Below are 26,687 nucleotides of genomic sequence, written 5' to 3'. Positions count from 1 at the left end.
CGTCTCATCCCGGGGATTCCCCCGGGCACGTCGTCATGTCGTGGCCTGGCAGGAGACCAGAGCGCCGGGCGCCGCGCCGGTGGCGGTACGCACGACGCTCACCTCGGGCGCGGAACCGAGGGCGTCGGCCACCTGCTGGGCTGCCGGCCGGTCGGCGCACAGGAACACGCAGGTGGGGCCCGAACCCGAGACGAGTCCGGCCAGCGCCCCGGCGTCCCGCCCGGCGGCCAGGGTGCCGGCCAGCCCGGGATACAGGTCCAGGGCCGCGGGCTGCAGGTCGTTGACCAGCCAGGCCGCCACCGTCTCGGCGTCGCCCCTGGCCAGAGCGTCGATGAGTTCGGTGGGGCGAGTGTGATCGGCGCCCATCGGAACGCTCGTCCCGGCGGCGACGCGTTCGTCGAAACGGCCGTAGACGGTGGGGGTGGACAGCCCGTGCCGGGCGGCGGCGAGCACCCAGTGCAGTGGACTCCCGCATTCGAGCGGTTCGAGCCGTTCGCCGCGGCCGGTGCCGAGCGCGGTGCCGCCGAGCAGCGAGAACGGCATGTCCGAGCCGAGGCCTGCGGCCAGGTCGAAGAGTTCCTCGTCGCCGACGTCCAGTCCCCACAGGCGCGCCGCCCCGACGAGGGCCGCGGCGCCGTCGGCGGAGCCGCCCGCCATGCCGCCCGCCACCGGGATGTCCTTGTCGATCTCGATGTGGGCGCCCAGGCCCGGGGCGCCGAGCCGGTCGCGGACTGCTGCCGCGGCACGCACGGCGAGATTCGTCGCGTCGTCCGCGACGTGGCGGGCGTGTTCGCCGCGGGTGGTGACGCTGATGCGTCCCGGCTGGTCGGTGAGGTGCAGCACGTCACCGAGGGAGACGGCGTGGAAGACGGTCGAGAGCCGGTGGAAGCCGTCGCCGCCCCTGGCGGCGACACGCAGCGTCAGGTTGATTTTGGCCGGCGCACCGACCCGCACCTGCCGGACCGCCGGGACCGGCCCGGGATGGCCGGAGCGGGGCAGGACCGCGGACCGTCCATGGGATTCGTCGTTCACGGCTGAACCTCCTGTCTGGCGCGGGAACTCCCCCGCCCATCATGCACGCCACGGGACGATTCGGGTCCGAGCAGCCCGGCGGCGGCCAGCTCGGCGGCGACGGCGGCGAAGGCGGCGACGTCGAGCCGCTCGCCGCGCACGGTCGGGTCGATGCCGGCGGCCTCGATGGCCGCAGCGGCGGCGGCCGGGCTCCCGGCGAGCCGGGCCAGGGCCGCGCGCAGCATCTTGCGGCGCTGCGCGAAGGCGGCGTCCACCACGGCGAACACCTGCGCCCGGGTGGCGCTGGTGGCCGGCGGCTCGCCCCGGGTGAACTCGACGAGCCCGGAGTCGACCTTCGGGACGGGCCAGAAGACGCTGGGCGGCACGGTACCGACGCGGCGGGCGGTGCCGTACCAGGCGAGTTTGACGCTCGGCGCACCGTAGACCCTCGAGCCGGGGGCCGCGACGAGGCGGTCAGCCACCTCGAGCTGGACCATGACCAGGCCGGCCTGCCAGGACGGGGACAGCTCGAGCATGTGCAGCAGCACCGGGACGGCGACGTTGTAGGGCAGGTTCGCGACGAGCCGGGTGGGCGCGGGGCCCGGGACCGTCGTGAGGTCGAGGGCGTCCGATGTGACGACCAGCAGCCGGCCGGCCGCGTCCGGCTGGTGCTCGGCGACGGTCGCCGGCAGCTGCCCGGCGAGTCTCGGGTCGATCTCGACGGCGGTCACTCTGGCGCCGGTCTCGAGCAGGCCGAGGGTGAGCGAGCCCAGGCCGGGCCCGATCTCAAGGACGGTGTCACGGCCCGTCACGGCGCTGAGGGCGACGATGCGGCGCACCGTGTTGGCGTCCACGACGAAGTTCTGGCCGAGGGTCTTGGTGGGGCGCAGGCCGATCCGCTCGGCGTAGCCGCGGATCGTGCGGGGGTCCAGGAGCGCACCCATCAGGTGTCCCGCTCCTCGCCGGCGCTCCACGGGCCGTAGGCGGCCAGCGTGTTGGCGGTGATCTGCGCGCAGAACCCGGCCAGCGCCGAGTCGTCGTCGACATCGATGCCCTTCTCGGCGGCGATGAACCGCAGTGTCGTGGGCACCATGTAGGGGGCGTTCGGGCGGCCGCGCAGCGGCACGGGCGTCAGATAGGGGGCGTCGGTCTCGACGAGGATGCGATCGGTCGGCGTGACGGCCAGGGCCTCGCGCAGGGCGCCGTTGGGTTTGAAGGTGACGGCCCCACCGAAGCTGAGCCACACGTCCCGGCCCGTGGCCTGCCGGTCCAGGCAGGCGCGGGCGACGTCGGCGTCGCCGCTGAAGCAGTGCATGATGGTGCGCTCCGGCCAGCCCTGCTCGTCGAGCACGCTCAGGACGTCGGCGTGGGCGTCGCGGTCGTGGATCACCAGGGCGCGGCCCGTCTCGTGCGCGATCCGGATGTGGCGGGCGAAGGCCCACCGCTGGTCGGCCCGGCCGTCCTCGTCGCGGGTGCGGAAGTAGTCCAGGCCGGTCTCGCCGACGGCGCGGACCCGGTCGTGGGCGACGGCCAGCTCACCGATCTGGTCGATCTGGGCCGCGAGTTCGTCCCGGCCCCGCTCGGCGGCGAGCCGGGCCGCGTCGTTGGGGTGGATGGCGACGGCAGCGACGATCTGCTCGTTGTCGGCGGCGAACCGGACCGCCCAGCGCGAGTCGGCCAGGTCGCAGCCCACGTGGACGAGCCGGTCGACGCCGACGGCCGCCGCGGCGGCGAGGTTCAGGTCGGCGGGCAGCCCCGAGCGCGCGGTCGTGCTGTCGACGTGGGTGTGGTTGTCGATGCAGCGCCCGGGCAGCGGCGCCGGCATCGGCGGCAGCTCCAGGCGCGCCAGCTCGGCGGCGATCTCGTCAGGGGTCACGGTGCCATTGTCGCGCATCGGGCCGCTCGCGTGTGCGCCACGGCGTCACTGTTCGTCACGGGCGGCGAGGGCCGCCTGGTAGAGGTCCTTCCTGCGGACGCCGGTCTCCGCGGCGACCCGGGTGACCGCCTGGCTGAGGCGCTCCCCCGCGGCGATGCGCTCGTCGACCTGGGCGAGGGCCTCGGCCAGTCCGCCGCCGGGATCGGCCGGGCGGCCGGCGATGACGAGCGTCGTCTCGCCGCGGGCGTGCTCGGCGGCCCAGTCGCGCAGCCGCCCCAGGGGGCCCCTGATGACGTCCTCCCACGGCTTGGTGAGTTCGCGGCACAGCACGCCGGGGCGGTCGGCGCCGAAGGCCGCCACCGCGTCGTCGAGGAAACCGACGAGCCGGTGCGGCGCCTCGAAGAAGACCATCGTGCGTTCCTCCCCGGCGAGGGCCGCCAGCCTGCGCCGCCGGGGCCCGCCGGCCCGCGGCAGGAAGCCCTCGAAGCAGAACCGGTCGCAGGGCAGCCCGGAGACAGCCAGCGCGGTCGTCACGGCGGAGGGGCCGGGCACGCTCGTCACCCGCAGCCCGGCCTCGATGGCCGCCCGCACGAGCCGGAACCCGGGGTCGGAGATCGACGGCATGCCGGCGTCGGTGGCGACGACGACGACCGCGCCGTCGCTCAGCTCGCCGATCAGGCGCGGAGTCCGTTCGGCCTCGTTGCCCTCGAAGTAGCTGACGATGCGGGCGCCGGTCTCGACGCCGGCGCGGGCCAGCAGGGTGCGCAGCAGGCGGGTGTCCTCGGCGGCGATGACGTCGGCCTCGGCGAACGCCCTGCGCAGCTGCGGGGAGACCTGGGTGGAGTCGCCGATGGGCGTCCCGGCCAGGACGAGCGTGCCGGGCCCGACGAGGCGTCCGGTTCCGGGCTCGGCCGTCTTCTCGTTCACCTGTACGACGATAGCCCTCCCCCGCCCATCCTGCCGGGGACCCACCCGAGCGCCCCGCGGCCGGGAACGGCTCAGGTCGTGGGGAGCCCGGACAGGGTCATCGACAGGCCGGTGCCGACGCTGACGGCGTGCGTGCCCGCGGCCAGTTCCCCGCGGCGGGCCCGGTCCTCGCGGATGATGAGATAGCTGTGCCCGTCACTGGCCTGGAAGCTGAGCAGGTTGCGGTTGCGGTTCCATGCCGTGACCTGGGCGAACTGCACGGGGGCGCCGGTGTCGTCGGTGATGGTGAAGCGGCCGTTCTCGGCCTCGATCTGCATCCGGCAGTCGAAATTGGGTCTGATCCGCGCGCTGGCGAGCTGGCCCTCGTCCCAGGTGACGTCGACCCGGTGGCCGCCGACCGTGCGCAGCCCGCGGGCCGAGCCCTTCGGCCAGCGGTCGGGCAGGGCGGCGAGCAGCCGGATGGCGCCAGCGTCATAGCCGACGAGCATCTCGGCCACGGCTCCGGGCAGCGCCAGGGAGGCCGGCAGCTGGACGACGTCACCCGGCGCCTGGGAGGCGTGCCCCAGCGCCAGCAGGGACGACGAGCTGAGCGGACCGGTCAGGCGCTCCAGGGCGCGCCCGGCCAGTGCCCCGTCACCGAGGTGGGCGGCCATGGCGAGGATCCAGGCCTGGCCGGCGGCGGTACGGCCCGCGCCGTGCTCGATCGCCGCCTTGAGCGTGGCGCGCGCCGCGGCGAGCAGCTCCGGGTTGGTGTGGTTGATGCGCCTGCCCGGGAAGAGGCCGTACAGGTGCGCCAGTGCGCCGGAACCGAAGTCGCCCGCGGACGGGCGACCGCCCCACTCGGCGATGGCACCGCCGGTGACGGGGATGGGGGCCAGGTGGGCGAGGGCGCTGCGCACCTGCTCGACGAGCGCGACGTCCAGGCCATGCGGCTGGTCGCCGGCAAGGGCGAGATAGTGCTCGAAGAGCTCGACGATGATCTCGCGGTCGATCGTCGAACCCGCCGCGACGACGCGGGCACCGGCCCGCTGCCGTCCGCCGGGGATCGCCGAGGGGCTGGCGACGAGGTCGCCGTCGGGTCCCGAGACGAGCAGGTCGAGGGCGAAGCGGGCCGCGACCCGGTGCACGTGCAGGGCGTCGGTGGTGTCGCCGGTGAACAGGGCGTGCTCGTGCAGGCTGGACGCCAGGCTCGGCAGGACGCCCAGCCAGTAGGCCCGCTCCGTGTCCGAGAGGCGGGCGCTCGAGGCGCGCCACAGGTCGATGCTCTCGAAGGCGACGGCCCCGGAGAAACCGAAGTCCTGCCAGGCGTGGTCACGGCCGGTCTGGGACAGTTCGGTGGCCATGCGGCGCAGCGGGGCCGTGCACTCGGGCAGGCCGAGCCGCTCGGCGGCCCAGTAGCTCATCTGCAGGCTCATGTCGGCGCGGTAGGCCTCGCCGGCCGGGCGGGCGTAGGTGTTCCACAGGCCCTGGGCGTGCACGGGCTGCGAACCGGACCGCGAGGAGCTGATGAGCAGGTACTTGCCCAGGTGGAAGGCCAGTTCGTCCTCGGCGCCCCGCCAGGACTCCGACAGGTCCAGGTCGCTGCGGTCGAACAGGGCACGGTGGTCGGCGACGTGCTCGGCGTGCAGTTCGTCGGTGCTGCGATCCAGCGCGCTGCGCACCCGGTAGCGGGCGATGTGCTCGACCGCCGAGGTGTCGCCGGAAGGCTGCCGGTTCCAGGCGATGAAGCCGCTCTCGGCCGCGACGACCAGGCGCGGACCCACCGCGGTCGGCTGGACGGCGGACGCGACGGCGAAGGCCATCCCGGCCGGGACGCCGCCCCCGGCCCCAGGGGCCTCGGTGCCGTAGCGGACCGGCTCGCCGGCGCGGGCGTCGACGGGTACGCGGGCGGAGAAGACGAACCACAGCACCTCCCCCTCGCGCCAGCTGCGGACACTGCCGTGGTGGGGGCTGCGCAGGTTCGGCACGTTGAGGGCACCCGTGAGACCGTTCCATTCGGCGACGAGCACGTCGGCCGGAGCGCTGACGAAGGTGCGCAGCTCGTTCCCGCGCACGGTGGTGGTCATGGTGGCGGTCTGCGTGTCGAGTTCGCGGCTGTAACCACGGGTGCGCAGGCCGGGCGCGTACTCCCAGCGGAGCACGCCGATGGGCTGGCTGGTCTGGACGGCGGGCGTGATGCTCATCCGGTTGGCGAGTTCCTCGGCCCGGACGAGCTCTCCTGCGGCGATCGCCGCGCGGAGAGCGGGCAGGAGCATCGCCGTACCGGGATGCGCGTCACCGTCCGCCTCCGGTCCGGGACCACCTGACCAGAGCGTGTCGAGCGACAGATCGAAGGTCTCGGCGCCGATGCCACCGTGCGCGACGGCACCGAGGCGCCCGTTGCCGAGCAGGAAGGCGTCGCGGGGGGTCCTGGCCGGCCCGTCGAGAATGATCCGGTGTCGCAGCATGTGGGAGTCCTCCTGGTGGAACATGCTGGCATCACGATACCCAGCACCAACACGGCGAGCCACCTCCGGGACCCGGCAGCAGACCCGTGACGACGGGGCCTGCGCCCCTGTGATCTCGGGGCGCCGCCGCGCAATGATCCGGTGCCCCGAGCCGCGGCGTTTAGCATGGAGCGTGTGAGTTCACTCCCGAACCCGGCCATGACGGGCACTCCCCTTCGCAGCGGTGGCCTGCGGTCGGTGCTGCCGTCCACCATCGAACGCCTTGACGAGGCCGCCGTCCTCAAGCTCGACGAGGCCCGCAGCTGGCTGGTAACCGCCGTCCTGGTCCTCCTCGGCTTCGCCATCCGCGTCGTCGACATCGGACGCCCGGCCTACATCGAGTTCGACGAGACCTACTACGCCAAGGACGCCTGGACGCTGCTGCACCTGGGCTACGAGGGCACCTGGAGTTCGGACGCGAACGAGCAGATCGCCGCGGGCAACGTGGACGGCTGGACGAGCACCGCCTCGTTCATCGTGCACCCCCAGCTCGGCAAGTGGCTCATCGCGAGCGGCGAGAAGCTCTTCGGCATGACGCCCCTCGGGTGGCGGTTCGCCGCGCTCATCTTCGGCTGCCTGCTCATCGGCGCCGTCGTCCGCATGGCCCGCCGGCTGGGCCGCTCCACGCTGGTGGGCGCCATGGCCGGCCTGTTCATCACCGTCGACGGCCTGAGTTTCGTGATGAGCCGGATCGCGCTGCTCGACATCTTCGAGGCATTCTTCACCGTCGCCGCGGTCGGCTGCTGGCTGGCCGACCGCGACTGGTTCCGGCACAAGCTGGCCGATCATCTGCGCGCCGGCAATCTGCTCAACCTCGGTGGCAGCTACGGCCCGCTGCTGCTGTGGCGGCCCTGGCGGCTGGCGAGCGGCCTGCTGTTCGGCGCGGCCTGCGGCTGCAAGTGGAACGCCGTGTACGTCCTCGCCGTCTTCGGCGTCCTCAGCCTGATCCACGACTACCGGGCCCGCCTGATGGCCGGCGCGGGCCGGCAGACGATCCGCAGTCTCTGGCGTGACGGCATCGGCGCCTTCTGCTATCTGGTCATCGGGGCCCTCGTCGTCTACGTGGCCACGTGGACGAGCTGGCTGCTCTCCGACGGCGGCTACGACCGCCAGTGGGGCGCCCAGCACCCGGACGATCTCCTCACGCGGCTCCTCGGCCCGGGTCTGGGCAGCCTGGTGCACTACCACTACGACATCTACGCCTTCCACACCGGCGACTGGATCGCCGAGCAGACCCACACCTACGACGCGAAACCGGCCGGCTGGCCGATCATGGCGCGGGTCATCGGCATCGACGCGGTCAACGGCATCCAGCCGGGTGAGGACGGCTGCACCGCGGTGGACGACACCTGCCTGCGCGTCATCTCCGGCGCCGGCACCCCCTTCCTGTGGTGGTTCGCGTGCCTGGCCGTCATCGCCGGCCTGTTCTTCTGGATCGGCGGGCGCCAGTGGAACTACTGCGTGCCGATCGTCGCCGCCGCGGCCACCTGGCTCATGTGGTTCCCCAGTTCGGACCGCCCCACCTTCTTCTTCTACGCGATCATGCTCATCCCGTTCACCGCCACCGTGCTGGCCCTGATGCTCGGACGCATCCTCGGACCGGCGGACGCCCCGCCCCCCAGACGCCGCCGCGGCGCGTTCATCGTCACCGCGGTGACGGTGATCATCGTGGCGAACTTCATCTTCATCTACCCGATCCTCACCGACGCCCTCCTGACCAGGCGCCAGTGGCTCATGCGCATGTGGTTCAGCACCTGGATCTGACACCGGCACCTGCTGGACCGCCGTGACCCGCCAGCGGCGGGCTCACGAAGGCATCCCGCCACTGAGGGTTCGTGACCGGTCCGGTCACGGGTCGCCTACACTGTTGCGGGCCGCGCCCGGCCAGTGCCCGTCCGATGGAGGCAACCGGGGCGGCATCGTTGCGTACAGGCCAGTCGCGTACTGGGGAGAGGGCGAGCAGTGATCTGGAAGCTGCACAACAACGGCGAACTGGGGCCCGGTGAGGTCGTGGCCCCGGACGAGCGGCTCGGCTGGGGCAAGACGATCGGTCTTGGCGCCCAGCACGTGGTGGCCATGTTCGGCGCCACCTTCGTGTTCCCGCTGCTGATGGGCCTGAACCCGCAGCTCGCCGTCATGATGAGCGGCGTCTCGACCCTCGTCTTCATCGCCGTCACCAGGCACGAGGTGCCCAGCTACCTGGGTTCCTCGGCGGCCTTCCCCGGTGTCGCCACGGCGATCTACGCCGCGGGCGGCAACCCCAGCGACGTCTCGGGCGCCCTGTTCTGCGTCGGCCTCACACTGTTCATGTGCGGCCTCATCATCCACTTCGCCGGCTCCCGGGTCATCGGGCGCGTCCTGCCACCGGTCGTCACCGGCGCCGTCGTCATGCTCATCGGCTTCAACCTGGCCCCGACCGTCGCCCAGTCCTACTGGCCGAAGGACCAGTGGACGGCCCTGGTCACGATGATCGTCGTCGTGGTGCTCTCGGTGGCGCCGCGGGGCTTCCTGTCGCGGGTGGCGATCTTCGTCGCCATGCTCATCGGCTATGTGCTGAGCTGGCTCGAGGACCTGGTCCTCGGCCCCATCGCCCAGCCCGACGGCAGCACCGCGCCGCGCGTGGACTGGTCGGGCGTCGCCTCGGCCGACTGGATCGGCCTGCCGCCGGTCACCGACCTGGCCGACTGGAGCTATGTCATCGGCCCGGACGGAGCCGGCAGCTATGCCTCCACGAACGTCGTGGGCTTCCACCTGCCCACCTTCCACCTGGCCTTCATCCTGCTCGCCCTGCCCGTCGTCATCGCCCTCATCGCCGAGAACACCGGCCACGTGAAGGCCGTGGCCGAGATGACCGGCAAGAACCTCGACCACCAGATGGGCAGGGCCATCGCGACCGACGGCGCCACCTCGATGCTCGCCACGCTGGCCGGGGCCGGCCCGACGACCACCTACGCGGAGAACATCGGCGTCATGGCCTCCACGCGCGTCTACTCGACGGCCGCGTACGTGGTGGCCGCGGTCGTCGCGATCCTGTTCGGTTTCAGCCCGAAGTTCGGCGCCATCATCTCGGCCACGCCCTCGGGCGTCCTGGGCGGTATCTGCGTCGTGCTGTACGGCATGATCGGGCTGCTCGGCGCGAAGATCTGGAAGGAGAACCGGGTCGACTTCGGCAACCCGCTCAACCTCGTCCCGGTGGCCGCCGGGCTCATCATCGGCATCGGCGACGTCTCGCTGAGCTTCGGTGACGACTTCACCCTCGGTGGTATCGCGCTCGGCACGATCGTCACCGTCGGCGTCTACCACCTGGCCCGCTGGCTGGCCCCGAGGGAACTCGTCAAGGCGGCCGGCACCGGTGTGATCGTCGACGCCCCGGGCGCCTACCGTTCGCGCCCCCCGATCCCACCGGCGGCGAGGACGCCCAACCGGGCCGGGCCGGAACAATCCTGACCGGACAACGGTGAGGACCCGACAGGCCGGCAAAAGTTTGCAACTGCCCTCGCTCACCTCTGGCAATTTGTTGCCAGAGGTGTTTGCATTCCCTGGCCGAACCCGGAGAGAGTTAGGGCACTGGAGCCTGCTCCCGGCGTGACCCGCCGGCCAGGCGGGAACGCACCGTATGCGTCCCTGGAGCCAGAACCACCACATCGTTCGGGGCGGTAGGCGCCTGGCATTGATGCCACGGGCCAACCACCCCAACAACAGAAGGGCACTCATATGAGCAGTGTTGTCCAGACCAGACCCTCGACGGTCAGGCCATTCGGCTGGCGGGACAAGATCGGGTACGCATTCGGTGACTTCGGCAACGACCTCACCTTCGTGCTGTCGGCCATGTTCCTGCTGAAGTTCTACACCGACGTCATGGGCGTCTCGGCGGCCCTGGTCGGCACCATGATGATGCTCTGCCGCATCGTCGACGCGTTCACCGACGTGACGATGGGCCAGATCATCGACCGCAGCAGGCCGACCGCCAAGGGCAAGTTCGCCCCCTGGCTGCGCCGCATGTGCGGCCCGGTGGCCGTCGCCTCGGTGCTCTGCTTCGCCGTGTGGTTCCAGGACATGCCGATGGGCTTCAAGATCTTCTGGATGTTCTTCAGCTATCTGCTGTGGGGCTCGGTCTGCTACACCGGCATCAACATCCCCTACGGCTCGATGGCCTCGGCGATCTCGGACAAGCCGGACGACCGCACCGCCCTGTCCACCTGGCGCGGCATCGGCGCCACCATCGGTCAGGTCGTCATCGGCGTCGTGCTGCCCCTGTTCGTCTACTACCGGGATGCTGAGGGCAACACGACCCTGGACGGCACCAAGATGATGTGGGCATCGGTGCTCTGCTCCGTGCTGGCCGTGGGCTGCTATCTCATCTGCTACCAGATGAGCACCGAGCGGGTGAAGCTGGAGCAGACGACCCAGAAGTTCTCCCTCTCCTACCTGCTGAAGTACCTGTTCACCAACCGCGCACTCGTCGGTATCGTCATCTGCGCGCTGCTGCTCCTCGTCGGCCAGCTCTCGCTGGGCAACATGGGCAACTACATCTACCCGAACTATTTCAACAGCGCCTCGATGCTCTCGTACATCACCTTCATCGGCGCGGCGATCACGCTGGTCCTGTCGATCTTCATGCCGGCCCTGGCCCGCAAGTTCGGCAAGAAGGAGATCTCCATGGTGACCATCGCCGTCTCCGCCGCGGCGCTGTTCACCGCCTTCTTCGTCCACACCCACGACGTCCGCGTCTGGATCGTCTTCTACGTCTTCGCCTGGCTCGGCGTGGCCGCCTTCTCGCTCATCTGCTGGGCCATGATCATCGACGTCATCGACGACACCGAGGTGCGTTTCGGCGACCGTCAGGACGGCACCGTGTACGCCACCTACTCGTGGGCCCGCAAACTCGGCCAGGCCGGCTCGGCAGGGCTGACCGGCATCCTGCTGTCGATCGTCGGCTACACGAAGGAGACCGGTTTCGACCCCGAGGTCACCGACGGCATCTACAACATCACCTGCCTGGTGCCCGGCGGCGCCTTCGTCGTGCTCTTCTTCGCCCTGTGGTTCCTGTACCCGCTGAACAAGAAGCGCGTCGACGCCAACGCGGCACAGCTGGCCGCCCAGCGCGAGGCCAAGGCCTGATGAACCCCTCTCGACGCCCCGCGGTGGAGCCGGTACGGCGGACCACCGCGGGGCGTTCGCCCATTCTCACCACAATCGAACGGAGACGAGAAGAATGCTCTACCCGACAATGACGGAGTCCCGAGTGGTCGTCGACCTCGGCGGCGTCTGGGACTTCAAGCTCGACGACGGCACCGGATTCGACGAGCAGTGGTACGCCGCGCCCCTGACCGAGGCCACGACCATGCCGGTTCCGGCCTCCTACAACGACCTGAAGGAGGGCATCGACTTCCGTGACCACTACGGCTGGGTCTTCTACCAGCGCACGATCTCGGTGCCGGCCGCCCTGCGCGAACAGCGCGTCGTGCTGCGGGCCGACGCCGTCACCCACCATGCGAGGATCTACCTGAACGGCGAGCTCGTCGCCGAGCACCGCGGCGGCTTCCTGCCGTTCGAGGTCGAGCTGGACGGGCACCTGGGCGAGGGCGAGAACCTGCTGACGATCGCCGTGGACAACGTCATCGACTACACGACACTGCCGGTGGGCGGCACCAACGACATGCTCGGCGGCCTGATGGGCGGCATCGCCGACACCCCGGATCAGGCCAAGAAGCAGAACCATCCCAACTTCGACTTCTTCAACTACTGCGGCATCACCCGCACCGTCCGGCTCTGCACCACGCCGCGGGCCTACATCGCCGACATCGCCCTGACCAGTGACGTCGAGGGCATCGACGCCGCGGCGGGCACCGCCGCGAAGGCCACCGTGAACTACCAGGTGAGCACGGTCGGGGACGGGGAGTGCACCGTCGAGCTGCTCGACGCCGACGGCACACTGGTCGACGAGGCCACCGGCACGAGCGGCCGGCTCACCGTCACCGACCCGACGCTGTGGCGGCCGGGCGCCGGCCACCTGTACCAGGTGCGCGTGCGGTTCGGCGAGGACGTCTACACCGAGCCCTTCGGCATCCGCACGGTCCGTGTCGACGGCACGAGGTTCCTCATCAACGAACGCCCCTTCTACTTCAAGGGCTACGGCAAGCACGAGGACACCTTCCCGGCCGGCCGCGGCATCAACCTGCCGATGAACACCCGCGACATCGCGATCATGGGCTGGCAGGGCGCCAACAGCTTCCGCACGAGTCACTACCCGTACTCGGAGGAGATGATGCGCCAGTGCGATGCCGAGGGCATCGTCGTCATCGACGAGACGACGGCCGTCGGCATCAACCTGAAGTTCGGGGGCGGGGCCAACTTCGGTGGCGAACGCATCGAGACCTTCGACCCCGAGCGCGGCATCCAAACGGCTCAGGCCCACCGCGAGGTCATCCGCGACCTCATCGCCCGCGACAAGAACCACGCCTGCGTCGTGCTCTGGAGCATCGCCAACGAGCCCGACTCCGGCGCCGAGGGCGCGTACGAGTACTTCAAGCCGCTGTTCGACCTGGCCCGCGAGCTCGACCCGGCCAAGCGCCCGTGCACGCTCGTCTCGGTGCAGATGAACGACGCCCCGCACACCGACTGCTCGGCGCGGCTGAGCGACGTCATCTGCCTCAACCGCTACTACGGCTGGTACTTCGGCGGCCCCGACCTGGAGGTTTCCGAGCAGGCCTTCCGCGCCGAGCTGGCCGGCTGGGCCGAGCTCGGCAAACCGGTCGTGATGACCGAGTTCGGCGCGGACACGGTGGCTGGCCTGCACGACACCACCCCGGTCATGTACACCGAGGAGTACCAGGTGGACTACTACGCGATGAACTGCCGGGTGCTCGACGAGTTCGACTTCGTCGTCGGCGAGCAGCTGTGGAACTTCGCGGACTTCGCCACGAGCCAGTCGATGCTGCGCGTCCAGGGCAACAAGAAGGGTGTCTTCACCCGCGACCGCAAGCCGAAGCTGGCGGCCCACTGGTTCCGGCAGCGCTGGCACGAGATCCCCGACTTCGACTACAAGAAGTGATCCTGCCCGGCCAGTGAGCACTCCCCCGGCGCCCACGCGGCACCGGGGGAGCTCGCGTTCGGGGCCGTGACCGCGCTCTCCCGCCGCCTGCCGATGATCGGGCTCATGCCGGCGGCACCACAGTTTCCCTACCGTCCCAGACCGCCAGGGCCCGGGCGACACTACCCTGATGGAATCCATCCTGCTGAAGGAGCAGCCATGACCACCGTCCACCCTGATGACTACGCCGACCGCGCCAGTGAACTCGTCGCGGCCATGACCCTCGACGAGAAGGCCTCGCTCACCTCGGGCGCCGACTTCTGGAACCTCAAGACGGTCGAGCGCCTGGGGCTGGGGGCCGTCATGGTCACCGACGGCCCACACGGACTGCGGAAGGCGACGAACGACGCCGAGATCGGCATCGGCCAGGCCGTGCCGGCGACGTGCTTCCCCACCGCGGCCGCGCTCGGCTCGACGTGGGACGACGAGCTGCTCGAACAGGTGGGCGCGGCGCTCGGCGAGGAGGCGCGTGCCGCCGGCGTGGCGGTCGTCCTCGGCCCGGGCGTCAACATGAAGCGCTCGCCGCTGTGCGGCCGCAACTTCGAGTACTTCTCCGAGGACCCCCTGGTCGCCGGGCGTGCCGGGGCCGCGATGGTCCGCGGCGTGCAGTCCCAGGGGGTGGGCACGAGCGTGAAGCACTTCGCCGCGAACAGCCAGGAGACCGACCGGATGCGCATCGACGCCCGCATCGGCGAACGGGCGCTGCGCGAGATCTACCTGCCGGCCTTCGAACGGATCGTCACGCAGACCCGCCCCTGGACCGTCATGTGCGCGTACAACAAGGTGAACGGCACCTACGCCTCCCAGCACCCGTGGCTGCTCACGACGGTGCTGCGCGAGGACTGGGGTTTCGGCGGGCTCGTCGTCTCCGACTGGGGCGCGGTCGACCAGCGGGTACCGGGCCTGGCCGCCGGCCTCGACCTCGAGATGCCGGCCTCGGGCGGGGTCACCGACGAGCAGATCGCCCGGGCAGTGCGCACCGGCGAACTCGACGAGGCGGTGCTCGACCGGGCCGTGCAGCGCATCGTCGCGCTCATCCTCGCCGCCCAGGCCGTCGAACCCGGCACCGGCTTCGACACGGACGCCCACCACGAACTCGCACGGAAGGCTGCGGCAGCCGGCGCGGTGCTGCTGCGCAACGAGCCGGTGGACGGCTCCCCGGTCCTGCCGCTCGACGCCCGGGACATCACCGGCCAGGCCCCGCTCGTCGTGATCGGCGAGTTCGCCCGCACGCCCCGCTACCAGGGCGCCGGGTCGAGCCAGATCAACCCCACGCGGCTGGACTCGGCGCTCGACGCGCTGCGCGAGCAGCTGGGCGGGGCCGTCCGGTTCGAGCCGGGCTACCGGCTGGCCGAGGCCACCGGCATGCCGGGCCAGGAACTCACTGACGACGAACTGGCCGACCGGGCCGTCGAGGCGGCCCGCGGGGCCACGGTCGTCCTGTTCGCCGGCCTCCCCGCAGCGGTCGAGTCGGAGGGTTACGACCGGGACGACATCGAGCTGCCGAACGCCCAGACCACGCTCATCGAACGCGTGAGCGCCGTCGCCGCACGGACCACCGTCGTCCTGTCGAACGGTTCGGTGGTCTCGGTGGCGTCGTGGCGCGAGAAGGTCGATGCCCTGCTGGAGTGCTGGCTGGGCGGTCAGGGTGGTGGCTCGGCCACCGCCGACGTCCTGCTCGGCCGGTCCTGCCCGGGCGGGCACCTCGCCGAGTCGATCCCCCTGGCACTGTCCGACGTCCCGGCCCAGCTCAACTTCCCCGGCTCCCATTCGCGCGTCGACCACGGCGAGGGCGTCTTCGTCGGCTACCGCGGCCTGGACACGATGGGCCGGGAGGTCGCCTATCCGTTCGGTTTCGGTCTCACGTACACGACGTTCGAGCTCACCGGCGTGCAGGCCACCCCGGTCGTGACGGTCGCCGACGGCACCGGCCTGGACGAGACCGTCGCCGTCGTGCGCGGCACGCTGACCAACACGGGACAGCGCACGGGCGCCCAGGTCGTCCAGCTCTACCTGGGCAGGCACGAGGCCTCGCGGGTCGCCAGGGCGCCCCGCGAGCTGCGCGGCTACGAGAAGATCACCCTGGCCCCGGGACAGTCCGCGCCGTTCGAGTTCGCCCTGAGCCGCCGTGACCTCTCCTACTGGGACGAGGGCACCGGCTGCTGGCAGGTCGAGCCCGGCGCCTACCGCGCCTGGGTCGGTTTCTCCAGCCGGGACGCCGCTGCGGTGCTGCCCCTGCAGGTGACGGCACCAGAGCCCGCGAGCCCCCTCGGCAAGGACTCCACCTACGCCGAGTGGATGGCGCACCCGGTCGGCGGGCCGCTGCTGCGCACGGACGCCCGGGCCTTCGTCGACGACATGGCCTCGTCCGGCGCCTACGAGCTGTTCGCCGCGATGCCGCTGGAGCGGCTCGTGCGGCTCCCCGGCTCACTCCTGGCCCCGGAGGACTACCTGACGCTGCTCGACAGGGCGCAGGCCGGTCAGGACTGAGTACCAGGGCCGGCCGGGGCGATCCGTCCTGCCGTGTGTGCCGTTGATCGCCCCGCCGGGGTCCGCACCGCGGGCCCCGGCGCCCACGGCGCGTCGAGGGCCCGGCGCCATGAACGCCAAGGCCCTCGCCCAGCGGGTCATTCGGCGCGCAGGGCCGCCAGGGGGCTCAGTCGCATCGCCCGCTGAGCCGGTATGAGCCCAGCCACTGTTCCGATGAGCGTCGAGAAGACGATGGCACCGACCCCCATCCACGGCGTGATCACCGAGATCTTCGACCCGGTCGAGGCACCGAGGGTCGCGTTGAGCACCGCCGACGACAGCAGGCTCAGTAGCAGCCCGGCGACACCGCCGAGGAAACCGATCATCGCGGCCTCCGCCAGGAAGGCCCGCCTGATGTCGCGGATCGCCGCGCCGAGCACTTTCATGATGCCGATCTGGCGGGTGCGCTCGTAGACCGACATCATCATCGTGTTCGCGATGCCGATGGCCGCCACGAACAGGGAGATGAAGCCGATACCGCCGAACACGCCCTGCACGAGGACCGACTGCTTCTGCAGTTCGCGCATGAGCTCCACATTGCTCTGCACCGAATAGCCGGCAGAGCGTAGCTCCTGCGAGAGCGCCTCGGCCTGTTCGACGCTTCCCGTGTCCAGATCGATGTGCGAGTAGACGAAGGGGCCCTTGGGGCCGCCCTTGGCGTTGGCCGGCTGGCCGGGCAGGGCCTTGCCGGGGTTCGCCCGGCGCAGCGCGCCGACGAGCTCGCCGAAATCGCAGTAGATGGCCCTGTCCTCGTCCGAGAAACCGCTCGCGCTCCTCTTCACCATCCCGGTGACCGGTACGACGATTCTTCTGGACTTGTTCTGTGCGGATTCCTGCTGCCCGGAGGCCGGCGCGGAAGCCTCTGCCTGGTTTTGCTGGCCGCCGCCCTGTGCCCCCTGCCCCTGGCCGCTCGACGGCCTGACGAGCATCGGCTGGGCCATGAAGTCGATGTCGCTCTGGCTCGTGTACAGGTCCTCACCGAAGGAGCTGCCCACGGCGCTGCCCACGGCGAAGGCGAGACCGTCCCCGGCACCTGGCAGGTGACCCTCGGAGAACTGCAGATTTCGGCGCGCCAGGTCATCGGCTGCCATGGCCGAGACGGTGACACTGCCGGTCCTGTTGCCGACCCTGGCCATCATGGGTACGTCGTAGACGGGCGTGACATGGGTGACGCCGTCCCTGGCGGACAGATCGTTGATCGTCTCGGCGTCGAGCTTGTACTTCTTCGTCGATCCCTGGTTGGGGAGCACGCTCACACGGGTGTAACTGGAGTTCTCACCAGCGGATTCCAGCACCGACCGCGACATGCCCAGGCCGAGCGAGACCATGACGACGACGGACATCGTGCCGATGACCACGCCGAGCGCGGTCAGTGCCGTGCGGAACCTGCGCTGGCGCAGGCTCGCCAGGCTCATCTCGATCAGATCTCGCCAGCGCATGGTTCACTCCTGGTCCTCGGGCATGAGCGGCGGTTCGGCGTCGAGGGCGGCCAGGGACTCCTGGGCCGCCGCGGCCCGCTTGCGGCGCCTGCGCACGATCACGATGATGACGACCAGGGCCGCCACGAGAAGAAGCGGCAGGCCGAGCGTCAAGGGGGTTATCGCCATGCCAACGGACTCCGCCTGGTTCTCCGGCGTGGGTTGGGGCGATGCCGATGGGGCATCGATGTTCAACTCGACCTGGCGCTCGAAGCTCGTGACGGCACCGCCCGCGTCCTCGTAGCTGATCACGAGGGTCACTGGCGCGTTCGACGCGGCCTCGGCATGCAGCACCATGTCCACCGCTCCGGCGGCACCGGCCTCGATGGTGCCGATGAACTGCTCGGGAGCCGTGACGGCCTGGTCCGGTTTGACCGCGACCGAGGTGTTGTAGAGCTTGTTCTTGCCCTTGTTCAGGACGCTGAAGGTGAGGCTGGTGTCCTGCCCGGCGGTGAGATTGGACGGTTGCAACTCCAGCTCCGAGGTCTCGACTCGGGCGTGCTGCCGGACGTTCACGGTCATCGTCTCATCGGAGGCCAGCGCGGTGCCGCCGGCTGCCTCCTCGTAGTCGACGTGCAGGGCGAGCTGGTGGGGGCCCTCATCGGCGGTGGGCAGGGGCCGGAAGCGGAGCTCGTAGCCGACGGCCGCTCCCGCGCCGATCCACCGGGTGTACACCGAGGCGGTACCGCCGACCGGCAGTAGGGAGTTGTCGGGGGCGCTGATGGTCGTCTTGAGGTTCTGCACGCCGGTGGTGGACGACGCGTTCTTCAACGTGAACTTGATGGTGAACTCCTCGCCGGCAGCCGGGGTTTCAGGAATCGTCGAGAAGGCCGACAGGAGCACCCGGGGCGCCATCCCCTCGGCGAGCGCGGGCCTGGCCAGGTTCGGCGCGAGAAACGCAAGGATTACTGCGAGAACGCCGACGAGACCGATGCGTCGCGTCTGCCGTATCAGATGTCTCATGGGTCTCATGCCCCTTCCTGCCCGGTGGCGGGCCCGGTGCGGTCGATGTCGGTGATGCATCCGTCGCCGATCCGGATGATCATGTCGGCGAAGGAGGCGAGGTGCTGGTCGTGGGTGACCATTACCCAGGTCTGGTGGTAGCGCTCGATGAAGCGCCTGAAGAGTTCGAGGGTCCGCTCGGCGGTGTGGGAGTCGAGGTTGCCGGTGGGCTCGTCGGCGAAGACGATGCGGGGGTTCACGACGAGGGCTCGGGCGATGCCGACGCGCTGCTGCTGCCCCCCGGACATCTGAGTGGGCCTGTGATCGAGGTGCTTGCCGAGGCCGACGGTGCGCAGCGAGGCGGCGGCCCGGGCGAGCCGTTCGGCCTTGGCCACACCTTGGAAGGCGAGTGGCCAGGCGACGTTCTCGACGGCCGTCATCGTCGGGATGAGGTTGAACGACTGGAAGACGAAGCCGACCTGTTCGCGACGGAAGGAGACCAGTTCCTCCTCGTTGAACTCGTGCAACGGGTGACCCGCCACCCAGACCTCGCCGGCAGTGGGTTTCTCGAGCCCGCCGATCATGTTGAGCAGTGTGGACTTGCCCGAGCCCGAGGTGCCGACGACGGCGGCGAAGGTGCCCTCGGGGATGGACAGGTCGACGCGGTTGAGGGCCACGACCGGCTGGCTGCCCACCTGGTACACCTTGCTGAGCTCCCGGGTCTCGACCAGTGCCCGCGCCGGCTCGTCCATGCCCGTGTCCACCTCTCGTTCACGGCTTCAGAAATCAACGGCACCGAGAATACGAGGGGCTCATGTCAGCAGACATCATCCACCTGGTCGATACTGCCCCCGAGGGATACCCTGAGTTGGATTCAGGGTATGAGCTACCACGGTCGGAGGAACCGCGCCTCACGGCAACGGCAGGAACGGCAGGAGAGAGCGGCCGAACCACCAGGAGGCGCCCGCCAGGACGAGGGCGAAGGCGAGGTTCCAGACCGCCGCCGGCACGTGCGTCCGGGCGGCCAGGACGCCGGGGTCCTGGGTCCGGTCGCCATGGCGGGCGACGTTGACGAGCTGGCGCCAGGCCCCGGCGACGAGGAAGACCCCCAGGCCGAGGACCGTGGCGGAGGCCGGCGTGGAGTCGGCGTACCACCACAGGGCGATGTCGGCGGCGAGGGTACCGAGCAGGGCCGCGACGGTGTGCACCGAACGGGCCCTGGGCAGGACGAGCAGCAGGACGACGGCGATCCCGGTCAGCACCGCCCGCGCGTAGCCGCCCAGCGCGGCCTGCCCGATGAGGACGCCGACGACGGCGGGCATCGGGTAGCCGGCCAGTGTCGTGAGGACGAGGCCCGGGCCGCTGGTGGCGCCGCTCGTCGTGGTGGCGCCCGACATGTCGGGGTTGACGGTGAAGCCGGCGAGCCGGCGCCCGGCGGCCAGGCCGACGAGGGCGTGCCCGAGTTCGTGGACGAGTGTCACGACGACCCGCAGGATCCGCCAAGCCGGGCCGAGCAGGACGGCCGCCAGGGCCGCTACGACGGCGACGAGCACGGCTGCCTCGGCGGGCGCCGGGCCCGGGTGCAGGCTCGCACCGAGCCGCTCCCAGATCTGTGCCAGGACGCCGTTCACGCACCGATTATGCCCGCGCGAGGAAAGCACGGCTGTTCCTGGCGCCGGCCGGCGGCTTGCCCGCGCATGCGCCGCATCCTGGGCTGATCCGCCCCACGACACCACGGACGACTCCGTGGCCGAACCGGCCAGGCCACTCCATCAGTCCTCGGTGTAGACGAGGCGCCCGTCCTGGAAGCTCACCGTCCCGGAGCGGTCGACGGGGTTGGCTCCTGCGCTCTCGCTCGCCACCCATGTGACGTGCACCGAGTCCCCGGTGACCTCCAGCGAACGCACGTCGCCGTGGGCCGTGTCCGTGTAGTCGGACAGTGCGACGGACCCGAGGAGTTCACCCCCGGAGCCGGTCAGCATCAGGTAGTTCGGGATGAAGTTGGCTCCGCCACAGGCGAACACCGCCAGCGCCTGCCGGTAGCCCAGGCCGGCCATGTCCAGGTAGACCGGCGACCACGGGTGACCCGGCTCGTACTCGACGTGGTCGATGGTCGTCAGGGGGACCGTCCCGTCGATCATCCTCGTGCTCGGCCGGCAGGCATCGGGGGACACCGCCGTGAGCAGGTCATCGACCGTGACGTCGGCGGCGTCCTGCCTGGTGGGATCCGTCTGCTGGGACGGCTCCGTCGTTGTCACCGAGGGGGTCGGCCATGCCGTCGACTGGGGCGTGTCGGTCGTCCCGCCGGTGGACTGCTCGGGCGAACCGGTCTGATCGGGTTGTCCGCCCTGCGCCCCGCACCCGCCGACCAGGAGTGCGGCCAGCACTGCTCCGGCGACCACCGTGATGCTCTTGCCCATGACCGTATTCTTCACCCTCCTTGCCCACCCCTCCACTCGGAGTCCTCGGATGGCCGGCCCCAGGCGGGGCCGGCAGGGGCTCGCCGGGAAGGGCACGCCCGACCACTGCGAGGGGCGCCGGGGCCGAGGCGGCCAGGCCACTGCATCAGTCCTCGGTGTCGACGAGGCCCCGTCCTGGAAGCCCGCCGTCCCGGAATGCTCGACCGGAACCGTGACATCGGCGATGTCGGCCCCGCCGTTCTCGACTGCCGGGACGGCCCCGTCGTGGTGGCCGTGGACTGCTGCGTGCCGGCCGTCCCGCCGGTGGGCCGCTCGGGCGAACCGGTCCGTCTGTCCTGCATCCCGCGCCCGCGGACCAGCAGGGCGGCCGTCACCAGCCCGGCAATCACCGTGGTGTTCTTGGTCATACGGCATTGTCACCCGCCCCAGCAGCCCGTCCGCCCTTAGCCTTGGGGCGTGGATCTGCTCAACTTCGTCGGTGTCTTCGCCTTCGCCGTCTCAGGCGGGCTCGTCGGGGTCCGCCGTCGCTTCGACATATTCGGCATCCTCGTCCTGGCGCTCGTCACGGCTCTTGGGGGTGGCGTGGTCCGCGATCTGCTGCTCGGCATCACTCCCCCGTCGAACCTCACGAACATTCCGTTCCTCGCCACGGCCGTCCTGGCGGGCCTCATCACGTTCCGGTTCTCGGGCAGCCTCGACCGGGTCCGCAAGCTCATCCTGCTGGCCGACGCCGCGGGGCTGGGCGCCTTCGCCGTGGCCGCCACACTGGTGTCCATCAGGACCGGGCACCCAGGGGTCGAGGCGATCCTCGTCGGCACGATCACCGCCATCGGCGGCGGCATCATCCGCGACATGCTCGCCGGCACGGTGCCGAGCGTCCTGACCCAGGAGATCTACGCCGCACCGGCCATCCTCGGCTCCCTCGGCACCGACCTGTGTGTGCGGTTCGGCGTCTTCAACACGCTCACGCAGTGGCTGCTCGTGGCCTTCGTCTTCGGCATGCGCGTGCTCGCCCTCCGATTCCACTGGCAGGCACCGAAACCACGACGTCTCACCCGGGACGAGCCCGGCCAGCCCGACCCCGGGAAGCCATGATGAGCGCACTTCCGGCTGTCCTCGCCCGCGCATCGACCGCATTGTCTCGGTCTGCCCACGCATCGCGGGCGTGAGATCGGTGACGTCCGTGGCCGGGGCCTCGTGAACACCGCCGCGCTCATGGCGCGGGTTGATCCCGGTGCCCCGCTCATCTGCAACTCCCGTCTCGGGGACAGGCTGGCAACCGGATCACCCGGCGAGGTCCCACACACCTGCGACTCTCGTGCCGGATCGAGGCACGCCCGTCACAGGGCTGAGTGTTCACCTCACGTACAGCCCCTGGTGCAGCGCGCACCTCGGGTTGAACGGGTGCCCGCAGCCGACGCAGGCGCCCGCGGCCGAGTAGTCGGCGTACGAGCTGAGCCGTCCGCACACCCCGCACAGCACGGTGCCGGGGGCATCCGGGTCGACCCGTCCGAACCGGTGATCGGCCAGCGCCGCGTGGCACTCGTGGCAGGCCCAGAACTGCCCGCAGGCCCCGCACAGATTCGCCACGACGTCGCGCTCTGTGTGCCAGTGGGCGCACCGGCCCTGCTCGTCCACGTCGATGCCCCGGATCACCGTCACGGGCCGCATTCTGCCACCACCGGGCTGCCGCTACGGTCGGCGCCGCGGCCCGTGGTGTGCGCATGCGTCCCGCTGCGAGCCCCGTGAATCCGCGGCTCAAGGCTGGTACCGGCCGACCACCGGCAGTTTCTCCAGGATCTGCCGGCCGTGTCCCGATCCGACGAAGGCCTCGGTGGCGTCGGTGCCGGCGCTCACCCCGTGATGGCTGCCGCCCTGCCACGCCGAGGTCGTAGACGACCCCGTTGACGGCGATCCAGCACTGGGCCCCGTCGACACAGGTGGCCTCGGCGAGTTCGTCCGAGGTGATGGTCACGGTGTCGATCGTCTGCTGCTCGGCGCTCGAGAACTCCCGGTCCAATTTGGTGCGGTCCCCGGCGTTCGAATTGTGCAGCAGCGCCCAGGTGACCGCGAGGGCAATGAGCACGAGGACGACGATGATGATCCAGCGCACGAGACGACTCCTCTCCCCTTTTGATACATGATGTCTCATGATGGTGAAGATACACTATGTCTCATGGCTGTCAATCCTCCGCCCCGCCGCCGGATCAGCGAGCAGGAGACGCGCAGGCGCGTCCTCGACCAGGCCGGCGACCGCCTCGTCGAGCAGGGGCTGTCCGTCGGGCTGGACGCGATCCGCATGGAGCAGGTCATCGCGGATGCGGGCGTCTCACGGGCGAGCGCTTATCGCTGCTGGCCGCACCGCACCGACTTCCTCGCCGACGTCCTCGTCCATGCCATCAGCCGTACCAGTCTCATCCCCGAGGACGACGAAACCATCGCGCGCCTGCTGGGTGCCCTCGAGGCGCGCCGTGAGGTGCTGGACACCGAGCAGGGCCGCCGCGACGTGGTCGTCGAGGCGCTGCGGGTCTCGCTGGACGCCGACATCCGCCGCATGCTGGCCTCGCCGAAGTGGCGGCTGTTCATGGCCCTGTCCGTCACGCACCAGACGCTGCCCGACGAGGGGCTCCGCGCCACCGTGGCCGGCTCCCTGGACGAGATGGAACACGCCCTGGCGCAGCGGCGCGCCGGCGTCTACGAGGCGATGGCGGCCATGATCGGCTACCGCCAGCGCCCGCCCTGGATCGGCGCGGAGGGCTTCATGGCGCTGTCGCAGTTGTCCGGGCTGGCCATGCGCGGGGTGCTCTCACGCGCACTGGGCGACCCGAGCTGGCTCGATGAACGCACCGAACTGACCCTCTTCGGCGCCAGCGAGCCGGCCCCGTGGTCGCAGCCGGAGATCGCCATGACGACGGTGCTGCTCGGCCACCTCGAACCAGATCCGTCGATCGACTGGACCCCGGAACGCATCGCGGCGTCCGAGGAGCGGTTCGCCGAGATCGCCGCCTCGCTCGGCGGGGCCACGACCGAGGACGATGACGGCGCCCCGCCGGCGAAGGGCCCCGACGATCCGGGCGGCCGACACCTCGGCCACGACCGCGGGGAGCCGCCAGATCGCCGACCGAGTTCGGCCCGCGAAAATGATTGACCGGGGCGAGGATCGAGATCACATTGATCCCATGAGCACCCACGTGGAGCCGCCCCGGGCCGAGCACGTGGTGCGGTGTGCAGGCACGCCGGTGCACGCCTGGACGACGGGGCCGGCCGATGGCCGGGTGGTCGTCCTCGGCCATGGCGCGTCGATGGATCATCGCATGTTCGACGACCAGGTCGGACCACTCGCCGAGGCCGGCTACCGGACGCTCACCTGGGACACTCGCGGGCACGGCCTGTCCCGGCCGATCGGCCGGGTTCCGATCAGTGTCGCCGACATGGCCGACGACCTGCTCGCCATCCTGGACCACCTCGGCATTCGTGAGCCGGTCTGTGTCGGCGGGCAGTCGCTGGGCGGACTCGTCGCACAGGAACTGGCCTATCGCGCGCCCGAGCGGGTGGCGGCCCTGGTGATCATCGGGTCGACGTGCATCACGATGCCGATCGCCAGGTGGGAGCGGTGGGCGCTGCGATCCTCGCTGTGCTGGTTCACGTTCTGGCCCTGGGGGCACCTGAAGCGCGTGGTCGCCGTGACGACGGCCCGCCGACCGCAGGTCCGCGCCTATGCCGAGGAAGCGATCGGGATGATGACCAAGGCCGACTTCCTCCACATCTGGCGTGGCGTGACCCGCTCGATGCGGCCCGAGGCGGGCTACCGGATCGAGGCGCCGTTGCTGCTGACCCATGGCGAGCTGGACCGTACGGGCAACATCGCGCGCACCGCCCCCGCCTGGGCGGCGCGGGACCCGCACTGCCGGTGTGCGGTGATCCCGCGGGCCGGCCACAACGCGAACCAGGACAATCCGGGGTTCTTCAACCGGGTGCTGCTGGACTTCCTGTCCGAGCACTACCCCGCCATCACCCGAGGCCAGCAGCCCCGGGCCCGCCGTTGGCGCGAGCCGATCCCCGCACGGCCGGTACGCGGCGCCTGCCCGGCAGATCTCAGAGCACCTCCTGGCCGCCCGCTCCAGCAGACCTGACCGATTCCTGCCACTGTCCTTCGCCGGGTGGGAGCCCGACCGCTTCCAGGAGCCCCGGAAAGAGCGTCTCGATCACGGCGTCCCGGCGAGTGATGCGACGATGCCTGCCGAGCGCCTCGGTGTGCATGAGCCCTGATTCCCTGAGCACCTTGAAGTGGTACGACATGGTCGACCTGGCGACGTCGTAGTCGAGATCGCCACAGAACTGCGGGCCGTCCGAGGCGATCCGGCCGAGGATGTCGCGCCGGATCGGATCGGACAAGGCGCCGAGCACACGATCGAGGTCGATGTCGCCCGGGCCGGGATGGTGCAACCGCTCTCTACCCAACTGTCCACCCTTCCGCCGGTCAGGCCTCATGCTATCGCCCGGGCGACGATCACCACTCCAACCGATCGACTTGACAAGCGAGTTCGACAGATTATTCTTATTTCGTCAAACTTCTAAATGAAGACCAGATCTGTCCCTTCCCCACACGCTGACCCGTCGCGGCCGAGGGGACCGGAAGGACGCCCCATGACCTCACCCTCGGACACCTCACTCAGGTCGGCCTCCGAACCGACGATGCGGCTGATCTCCTTCGCCACGCTCTTCGTGATCGGCACCGACACATTCCTCACCGCGCCACTGCTGCCGCTCCTGCAGCGCGAGCTGGATGTGAGCGTGTCGCGCTCCGGCTGGCTCGTCTCGGCCTATGCGCTCGGTTACGCGGTGTTCGCCCTCATCGCAGGCCCCCTCTCGGATCGCTTCGACCGGCGGACCGTTCTCCTGTCGGGGCTGGCCGGGTTCGCCGTGTTCACCGCTGCCTGCGGCGGCACCTGGGACTTCTGGTCCCTCTTCAGCACGCGGTTGCTCGCCGGCGTGGCCGCCGCGTTCGTGACACCCCAGATCTGGGCGGCGATCCCGGTGACGGTGCCCGCATCGTCGGTCGTCCGGACGATGGGCTACGCGACAGCGGGGCTCGCCATCGCCCAAGTCGCGGGGATCCCGATCGGCTCGTTCCTGTCATCCGTGAGCTGGCGCGTCCCATTCCTGGCGATCGCAGCGGCCAGTGTGCTGCTGTGGATCCTCCTGTATGCGCGGTTCCCGAACGTGCGCCCTGTCGGCGTGGCGTCGCGGAGTCGGCTCCTCACCCCCTATGCGCACGTGGTGAGGTCTCGCCCCCTGGTGCTGTCGTTGACGGCCTATCTGGTGTTCCAGACCGGGAACTTCGCCGCACTGTCCTTCATCGGGTCGTGGTTCGCCCAGGACTTCGGGGCCTCCCAGACCACCATCGGCTCGGCGATGATCGCCATCGGACTCGGCAACGCCATCGGGTCGTTGACCGGCTCGCGGCTGGTCGCCCGGATCGGACCGCAGCGCTCGCTCCTGTTCGGGATTCTCGCCCTTGGCGCGATCTATCTCGTGACGGCCTTCATCGGCACGTTGTGGCTCGCCGTGCCGGTGCTCGCTCTGGCGATGCTGGTCGCCGGATTCCTCTTCCCCGTCCTCATGAGCGAGCTGCAGAGCCACACCGATCTCGCCCGCGGCACGGTGTCCTCGCTGTCGAACGCGGCCATGTACGCCGGGACGACGATCAGCGGGGCCGTCGGCGGGCACCTGCTGACCCGTTTCACCGGGTACAGCGGCATCGCGGTCTTCACCGTCATCGCCTACCTCGCCGCCCTCGGCACGTACACTTTGGGCGGCGCCTTCACGCGGCGCACCGGATCACCGTCCTGATGCCAGGATGGTGGTGATCTCGTGGACCCGACGGATCTACGAGACGGTCTCCTGCGCCACCGGCGTATTGCA

At 70.4% G+C, this 26,687-nt stretch carries 22 protein-coding genes; 9 read left to right on the top strand and 13 right to left on the bottom strand.

Annotation, left to right across the window (positions count from 1 at the left end; translation table 11 throughout):
- Positions 1-33: 33 nt before the first annotated feature.
- The 5 genes from D9T14_RS07120 to D9T14_RS07100 all read right to left on the bottom strand — a co-directional run bounded on the left by D9T14_RS07120 (position 34) and on the right by D9T14_RS07100 (position 6,261).
- On the bottom strand, positions 34-999 hold the full coding sequence (locus tag D9T14_RS07120; RefSeq protein ID WP_374955794.1) for a 4-(cytidine 5'-diphospho)-2-C-methyl-D-erythritol kinase: 966 nt from the start codon (positions 997-999) through the stop codon (positions 34-36).
- Positions 1,000-1,028: 29 nt separating this feature from the next.
- Positions 1,029-1,955: a 16S rRNA (adenine(1518)-N(6)/adenine(1519)-N(6))-dimethyltransferase RsmA gene (rsmA, locus tag D9T14_RS07115; RefSeq protein ID WP_119162145.1), complete on the bottom strand. Its 927-nt coding sequence runs from the start codon at positions 1,953-1,955 to the stop codon at positions 1,029-1,031.
- The gene (locus tag D9T14_RS07110; protein ID WP_310648483.1) at positions 1,955-2,836 is read right to left on the bottom strand and encodes a TatD family hydrolase; all 882 of its coding nucleotides are present in this window, start codon (positions 2,834-2,836) and stop codon (positions 1,955-1,957) included. The genes rsmA and D9T14_RS07110 overlap by 1 nt, the downstream gene beginning before the upstream one ends.
- Positions 2,837-2,932: 96 nt before the next feature.
- Entirely contained in the window at positions 2,933-3,814 is an 882-nt protein-coding gene (gene rsmI, locus D9T14_RS07105; protein ID WP_119162147.1) for a 16S rRNA (cytidine(1402)-2'-O)-methyltransferase, read from the bottom strand.
- 71 nt (positions 3,815-3,885) lie between these two features.
- The gene (locus D9T14_RS07100) at positions 3,886-6,261 is read right to left on the bottom strand and encodes a glycosyl hydrolase family 95 catalytic domain-containing protein (protein ID WP_170175752.1); all 2,376 of its coding nucleotides are present in this window, start codon (positions 6,259-6,261) and stop codon (positions 3,886-3,888) included.
- Positions 6,262-6,459: 198 nt separating this feature from the next.
- On the opposite strand from D9T14_RS07100, the gene D9T14_RS07095 reads away from it, so the two are divergent.
- The 5 genes from D9T14_RS07095 to D9T14_RS07075 all read left to right on the top strand — a co-directional run bounded on the left by D9T14_RS07095 (position 6,460) and on the right by D9T14_RS07075 (position 15,883).
- Positions 6,460-8,064 carry a dolichyl-phosphate-mannose--protein mannosyltransferase gene (locus D9T14_RS07095; protein ID WP_119162199.1) on the top strand — a complete coding sequence of 535 codons (1,605 nt, stop codon included), beginning with the start codon at positions 6,460-6,462 and terminating at the stop codon, positions 8,062-8,064.
- A gap of 198 nt (positions 8,065-8,262) precedes the next feature.
- Positions 8,263-9,747 (top strand): uracil-xanthine permease family protein, encoded by a 1,485-nt coding sequence (locus tag D9T14_RS07090; RefSeq protein ID WP_119162149.1) that lies wholly within the window; start codon positions 8,263-8,265, stop codon positions 9,745-9,747.
- 267 nt (positions 9,748-10,014) lie between these two features.
- Positions 10,015-11,421: an MFS transporter gene (locus D9T14_RS07085; protein WP_119162150.1), complete on the top strand. Its 1,407-nt coding sequence runs from the start codon at positions 10,015-10,017 to the stop codon at positions 11,419-11,421.
- Positions 11,422-11,515: 94 nt separating this feature from the next.
- The gene (uidA, locus tag D9T14_RS07080) at positions 11,516-13,354 is read left to right on the top strand and encodes a beta-glucuronidase (RefSeq protein WP_119162151.1); all 1,839 of its coding nucleotides are present in this window, start codon (positions 11,516-11,518) and stop codon (positions 13,352-13,354) included.
- A 198-nt stretch (positions 13,355-13,552) separates the two neighbouring features.
- Positions 13,553-15,883, top strand: a complete 2,331-nt coding sequence (locus tag D9T14_RS07075) for a glycoside hydrolase family 3 N-terminal domain-containing protein (protein ID WP_119162152.1) — start codon at positions 13,553-13,555, stop codon at positions 15,881-15,883.
- Between the two features lie 137 nt (positions 15,884-16,020).
- Here D9T14_RS07075 and D9T14_RS14365 read toward each other — a convergent pair whose 3' ends face one another.
- The 5 genes from D9T14_RS14365 to D9T14_RS07050 all read right to left on the bottom strand — a co-directional run bounded on the left by D9T14_RS14365 (position 16,021) and on the right by D9T14_RS07050 (position 20,762).
- Entirely contained in the window at positions 16,021-17,361 is a 1,341-nt protein-coding gene (locus D9T14_RS14365; protein ID WP_119162153.1) for an ABC transporter permease, read from the bottom strand.
- A gap of 3 nt (positions 17,362-17,364) precedes the next feature.
- Positions 17,365-18,363 (bottom strand): COG1361 family protein, encoded by a 999-nt coding sequence (locus D9T14_RS07065; RefSeq protein ID WP_119162154.1) that lies wholly within the window; start codon positions 18,361-18,363, stop codon positions 17,365-17,367.
- A 5-nt stretch (positions 18,364-18,368) separates the two neighbouring features.
- The gene (locus D9T14_RS07060; RefSeq protein ID WP_119162200.1) at positions 18,369-19,094 is read right to left on the bottom strand and encodes an ABC transporter ATP-binding protein; all 726 of its coding nucleotides are present in this window, start codon (positions 19,092-19,094) and stop codon (positions 18,369-18,371) included.
- 159 nt (positions 19,095-19,253) lie between these two features.
- Positions 19,254-19,973, bottom strand: coding sequence for a M50 family metallopeptidase (locus D9T14_RS07055; RefSeq protein ID WP_197720581.1), 720 nt, complete (start codon positions 19,971-19,973; stop codon positions 19,254-19,256).
- A gap of 141 nt (positions 19,974-20,114) precedes the next feature.
- Positions 20,115-20,762 carry a hypothetical protein gene (locus D9T14_RS07050; protein WP_119162155.1) on the bottom strand — a complete coding sequence of 216 codons (648 nt, stop codon included), beginning with the start codon at positions 20,760-20,762 and terminating at the stop codon, positions 20,115-20,117.
- A 456-nt stretch (positions 20,763-21,218) separates the two neighbouring features.
- Between D9T14_RS07050 and D9T14_RS07040 the strand changes: the two genes are divergently transcribed.
- On the top strand, positions 21,219-21,857 hold the full coding sequence (locus D9T14_RS07040; RefSeq protein ID WP_119162157.1) for a trimeric intracellular cation channel family protein: 639 nt from the start codon (positions 21,219-21,221) through the stop codon (positions 21,855-21,857).
- Positions 21,858-22,118: 261 nt separating this feature from the next.
- Here D9T14_RS07040 and D9T14_RS07035 read toward each other — a convergent pair whose 3' ends face one another.
- Positions 22,119-22,424, bottom strand: coding sequence for a CHY zinc finger protein (locus D9T14_RS07035; RefSeq protein ID WP_232012341.1), 306 nt, complete (start codon positions 22,422-22,424; stop codon positions 22,119-22,121).
- Between the two features lie 96 nt (positions 22,425-22,520).
- Complete coding sequence (locus tag D9T14_RS14570) at positions 22,521-22,619, bottom strand: cytochrome b5-like heme/steroid binding domain-containing protein (RefSeq protein ID WP_220451986.1); 99 nt, start codon at positions 22,617-22,619, stop codon at positions 22,521-22,523.
- Between the two features lie 319 nt (positions 22,620-22,938).
- Between D9T14_RS14570 and D9T14_RS07025 the strand changes: the two genes are divergently transcribed.
- Positions 22,939-23,910: a TetR/AcrR family transcriptional regulator gene (locus D9T14_RS07025; protein WP_119162159.1), complete on the top strand. Its 972-nt coding sequence runs from the start codon at positions 22,939-22,941 to the stop codon at positions 23,908-23,910.
- Between the two features lie 31 nt (positions 23,911-23,941).
- Positions 23,942-24,895, top strand: a complete 954-nt coding sequence (locus tag D9T14_RS07020) for an alpha/beta fold hydrolase (RefSeq protein WP_119162160.1) — start codon at positions 23,942-23,944, stop codon at positions 24,893-24,895.
- Here D9T14_RS07020 and D9T14_RS07015 read toward each other — a convergent pair.
- On the bottom strand, positions 24,858-25,223 hold the full coding sequence (locus D9T14_RS07015) for an ArsR/SmtB family transcription factor (protein ID WP_197720582.1): 366 nt from the start codon (positions 25,221-25,223) through the stop codon (positions 24,858-24,860). The genes D9T14_RS07020 and D9T14_RS07015 overlap by 38 nt on opposite strands.
- Before the next feature lie 186 nt (positions 25,224-25,409).
- On the opposite strand from D9T14_RS07015, the gene D9T14_RS07010 reads away from it, so the two are divergent.
- Positions 25,410-26,615 carry an MFS transporter gene (locus tag D9T14_RS07010; protein ID WP_197720583.1) on the top strand — a complete coding sequence of 402 codons (1,206 nt, stop codon included), beginning with the start codon at positions 25,410-25,412 and terminating at the stop codon, positions 26,613-26,615.
- Positions 26,616-26,687 lie beyond the last annotated feature (72 nt).

Source organism: Propionibacterium australiense, assembly GCF_003666605.1.
Lineage (GTDB): Bacteria > Actinomycetota > Actinomycetes > Propionibacteriales > Propionibacteriaceae > Propionibacterium > Propionibacterium australiense.
The sequence above is the reverse complement of the archived record's forward strand: the minus strand, read 5'-3'. Positions and strand labels throughout refer to the sequence as shown.

What these genes read in the sequence shown, in the direction of transcription:
- rsmA (WP_119162145.1), bottom strand. Translation starts at nt 1,955, where the DNA reads ATGGGTGCGCTCCTGGACCCCCGCACGATCCGCGGCTACGCCGAGCGG.
- D9T14_RS07110 (WP_310648483.1), bottom strand. Translation starts at nt 2,836, where the DNA reads ATGCCGGCGCCGCTGCCCGGGCGCTGCATCGACAACCACACCCACGTC.
- D9T14_RS07100 (WP_170175752.1), bottom strand. Translation starts at nt 6,261, where the DNA reads ATGCTGCGACACCGGATCATTCTCGACGGGCCGGCCAGGACCCCCCGC.
- D9T14_RS07095 (WP_119162199.1), top strand. Translation starts at nt 6,460, where the DNA reads ATGACGGGCACTCCCCTTCGCAGCGGTGGCCTGCGGTCGGTGCTGCCG.
- D9T14_RS07085 (WP_119162150.1), top strand. Translation starts at nt 10,015, where the DNA reads ATGAGCAGTGTTGTCCAGACCAGACCCTCGACGGTCAGGCCATTCGGC.
- uidA (WP_119162151.1), top strand. Translation starts at nt 11,516, where the DNA reads ATGCTCTACCCGACAATGACGGAGTCCCGAGTGGTCGTCGACCTCGGC.
- D9T14_RS07075 (WP_119162152.1), top strand. Translation starts at nt 13,553, where the DNA reads ATGACCACCGTCCACCCTGATGACTACGCCGACCGCGCCAGTGAACTC.
- D9T14_RS14365 (WP_119162153.1), bottom strand. Translation starts at nt 17,361, where the DNA reads ATGCGCTGGCGAGATCTGATCGAGATGAGCCTGGCGAGCCTGCGCCAG.
- D9T14_RS07065 (WP_119162154.1), bottom strand. Translation starts at nt 18,363, where the DNA reads ATGAGACATCTGATACGGCAGACGCGACGCATCGGTCTCGTCGGCGTT.
- D9T14_RS07060 (WP_119162200.1), bottom strand. Translation starts at nt 19,094, where the DNA reads ATGGACGAGCCGGCGCGGGCACTGGTCGAGACCCGGGAGCTCAGCAAG.
- D9T14_RS07050 (WP_119162155.1), bottom strand. Translation starts at nt 20,762, where the DNA reads ATGGGCAAGAGCATCACGGTGGTCGCCGGAGCAGTGCTGGCCGCACTC.
- D9T14_RS07025 (WP_119162159.1), top strand. Translation starts at nt 22,939, where the DNA reads ATGGCTGTCAATCCTCCGCCCCGCCGCCGGATCAGCGAGCAGGAGACG.
- D9T14_RS07020 (WP_119162160.1), top strand. Translation starts at nt 23,942, where the DNA reads ATGAGCACCCACGTGGAGCCGCCCCGGGCCGAGCACGTGGTGCGGTGT.
- D9T14_RS07010 (WP_197720583.1), top strand. Translation starts at nt 25,410, where the DNA reads ATGACCTCACCCTCGGACACCTCACTCAGGTCGGCCTCCGAACCGACG.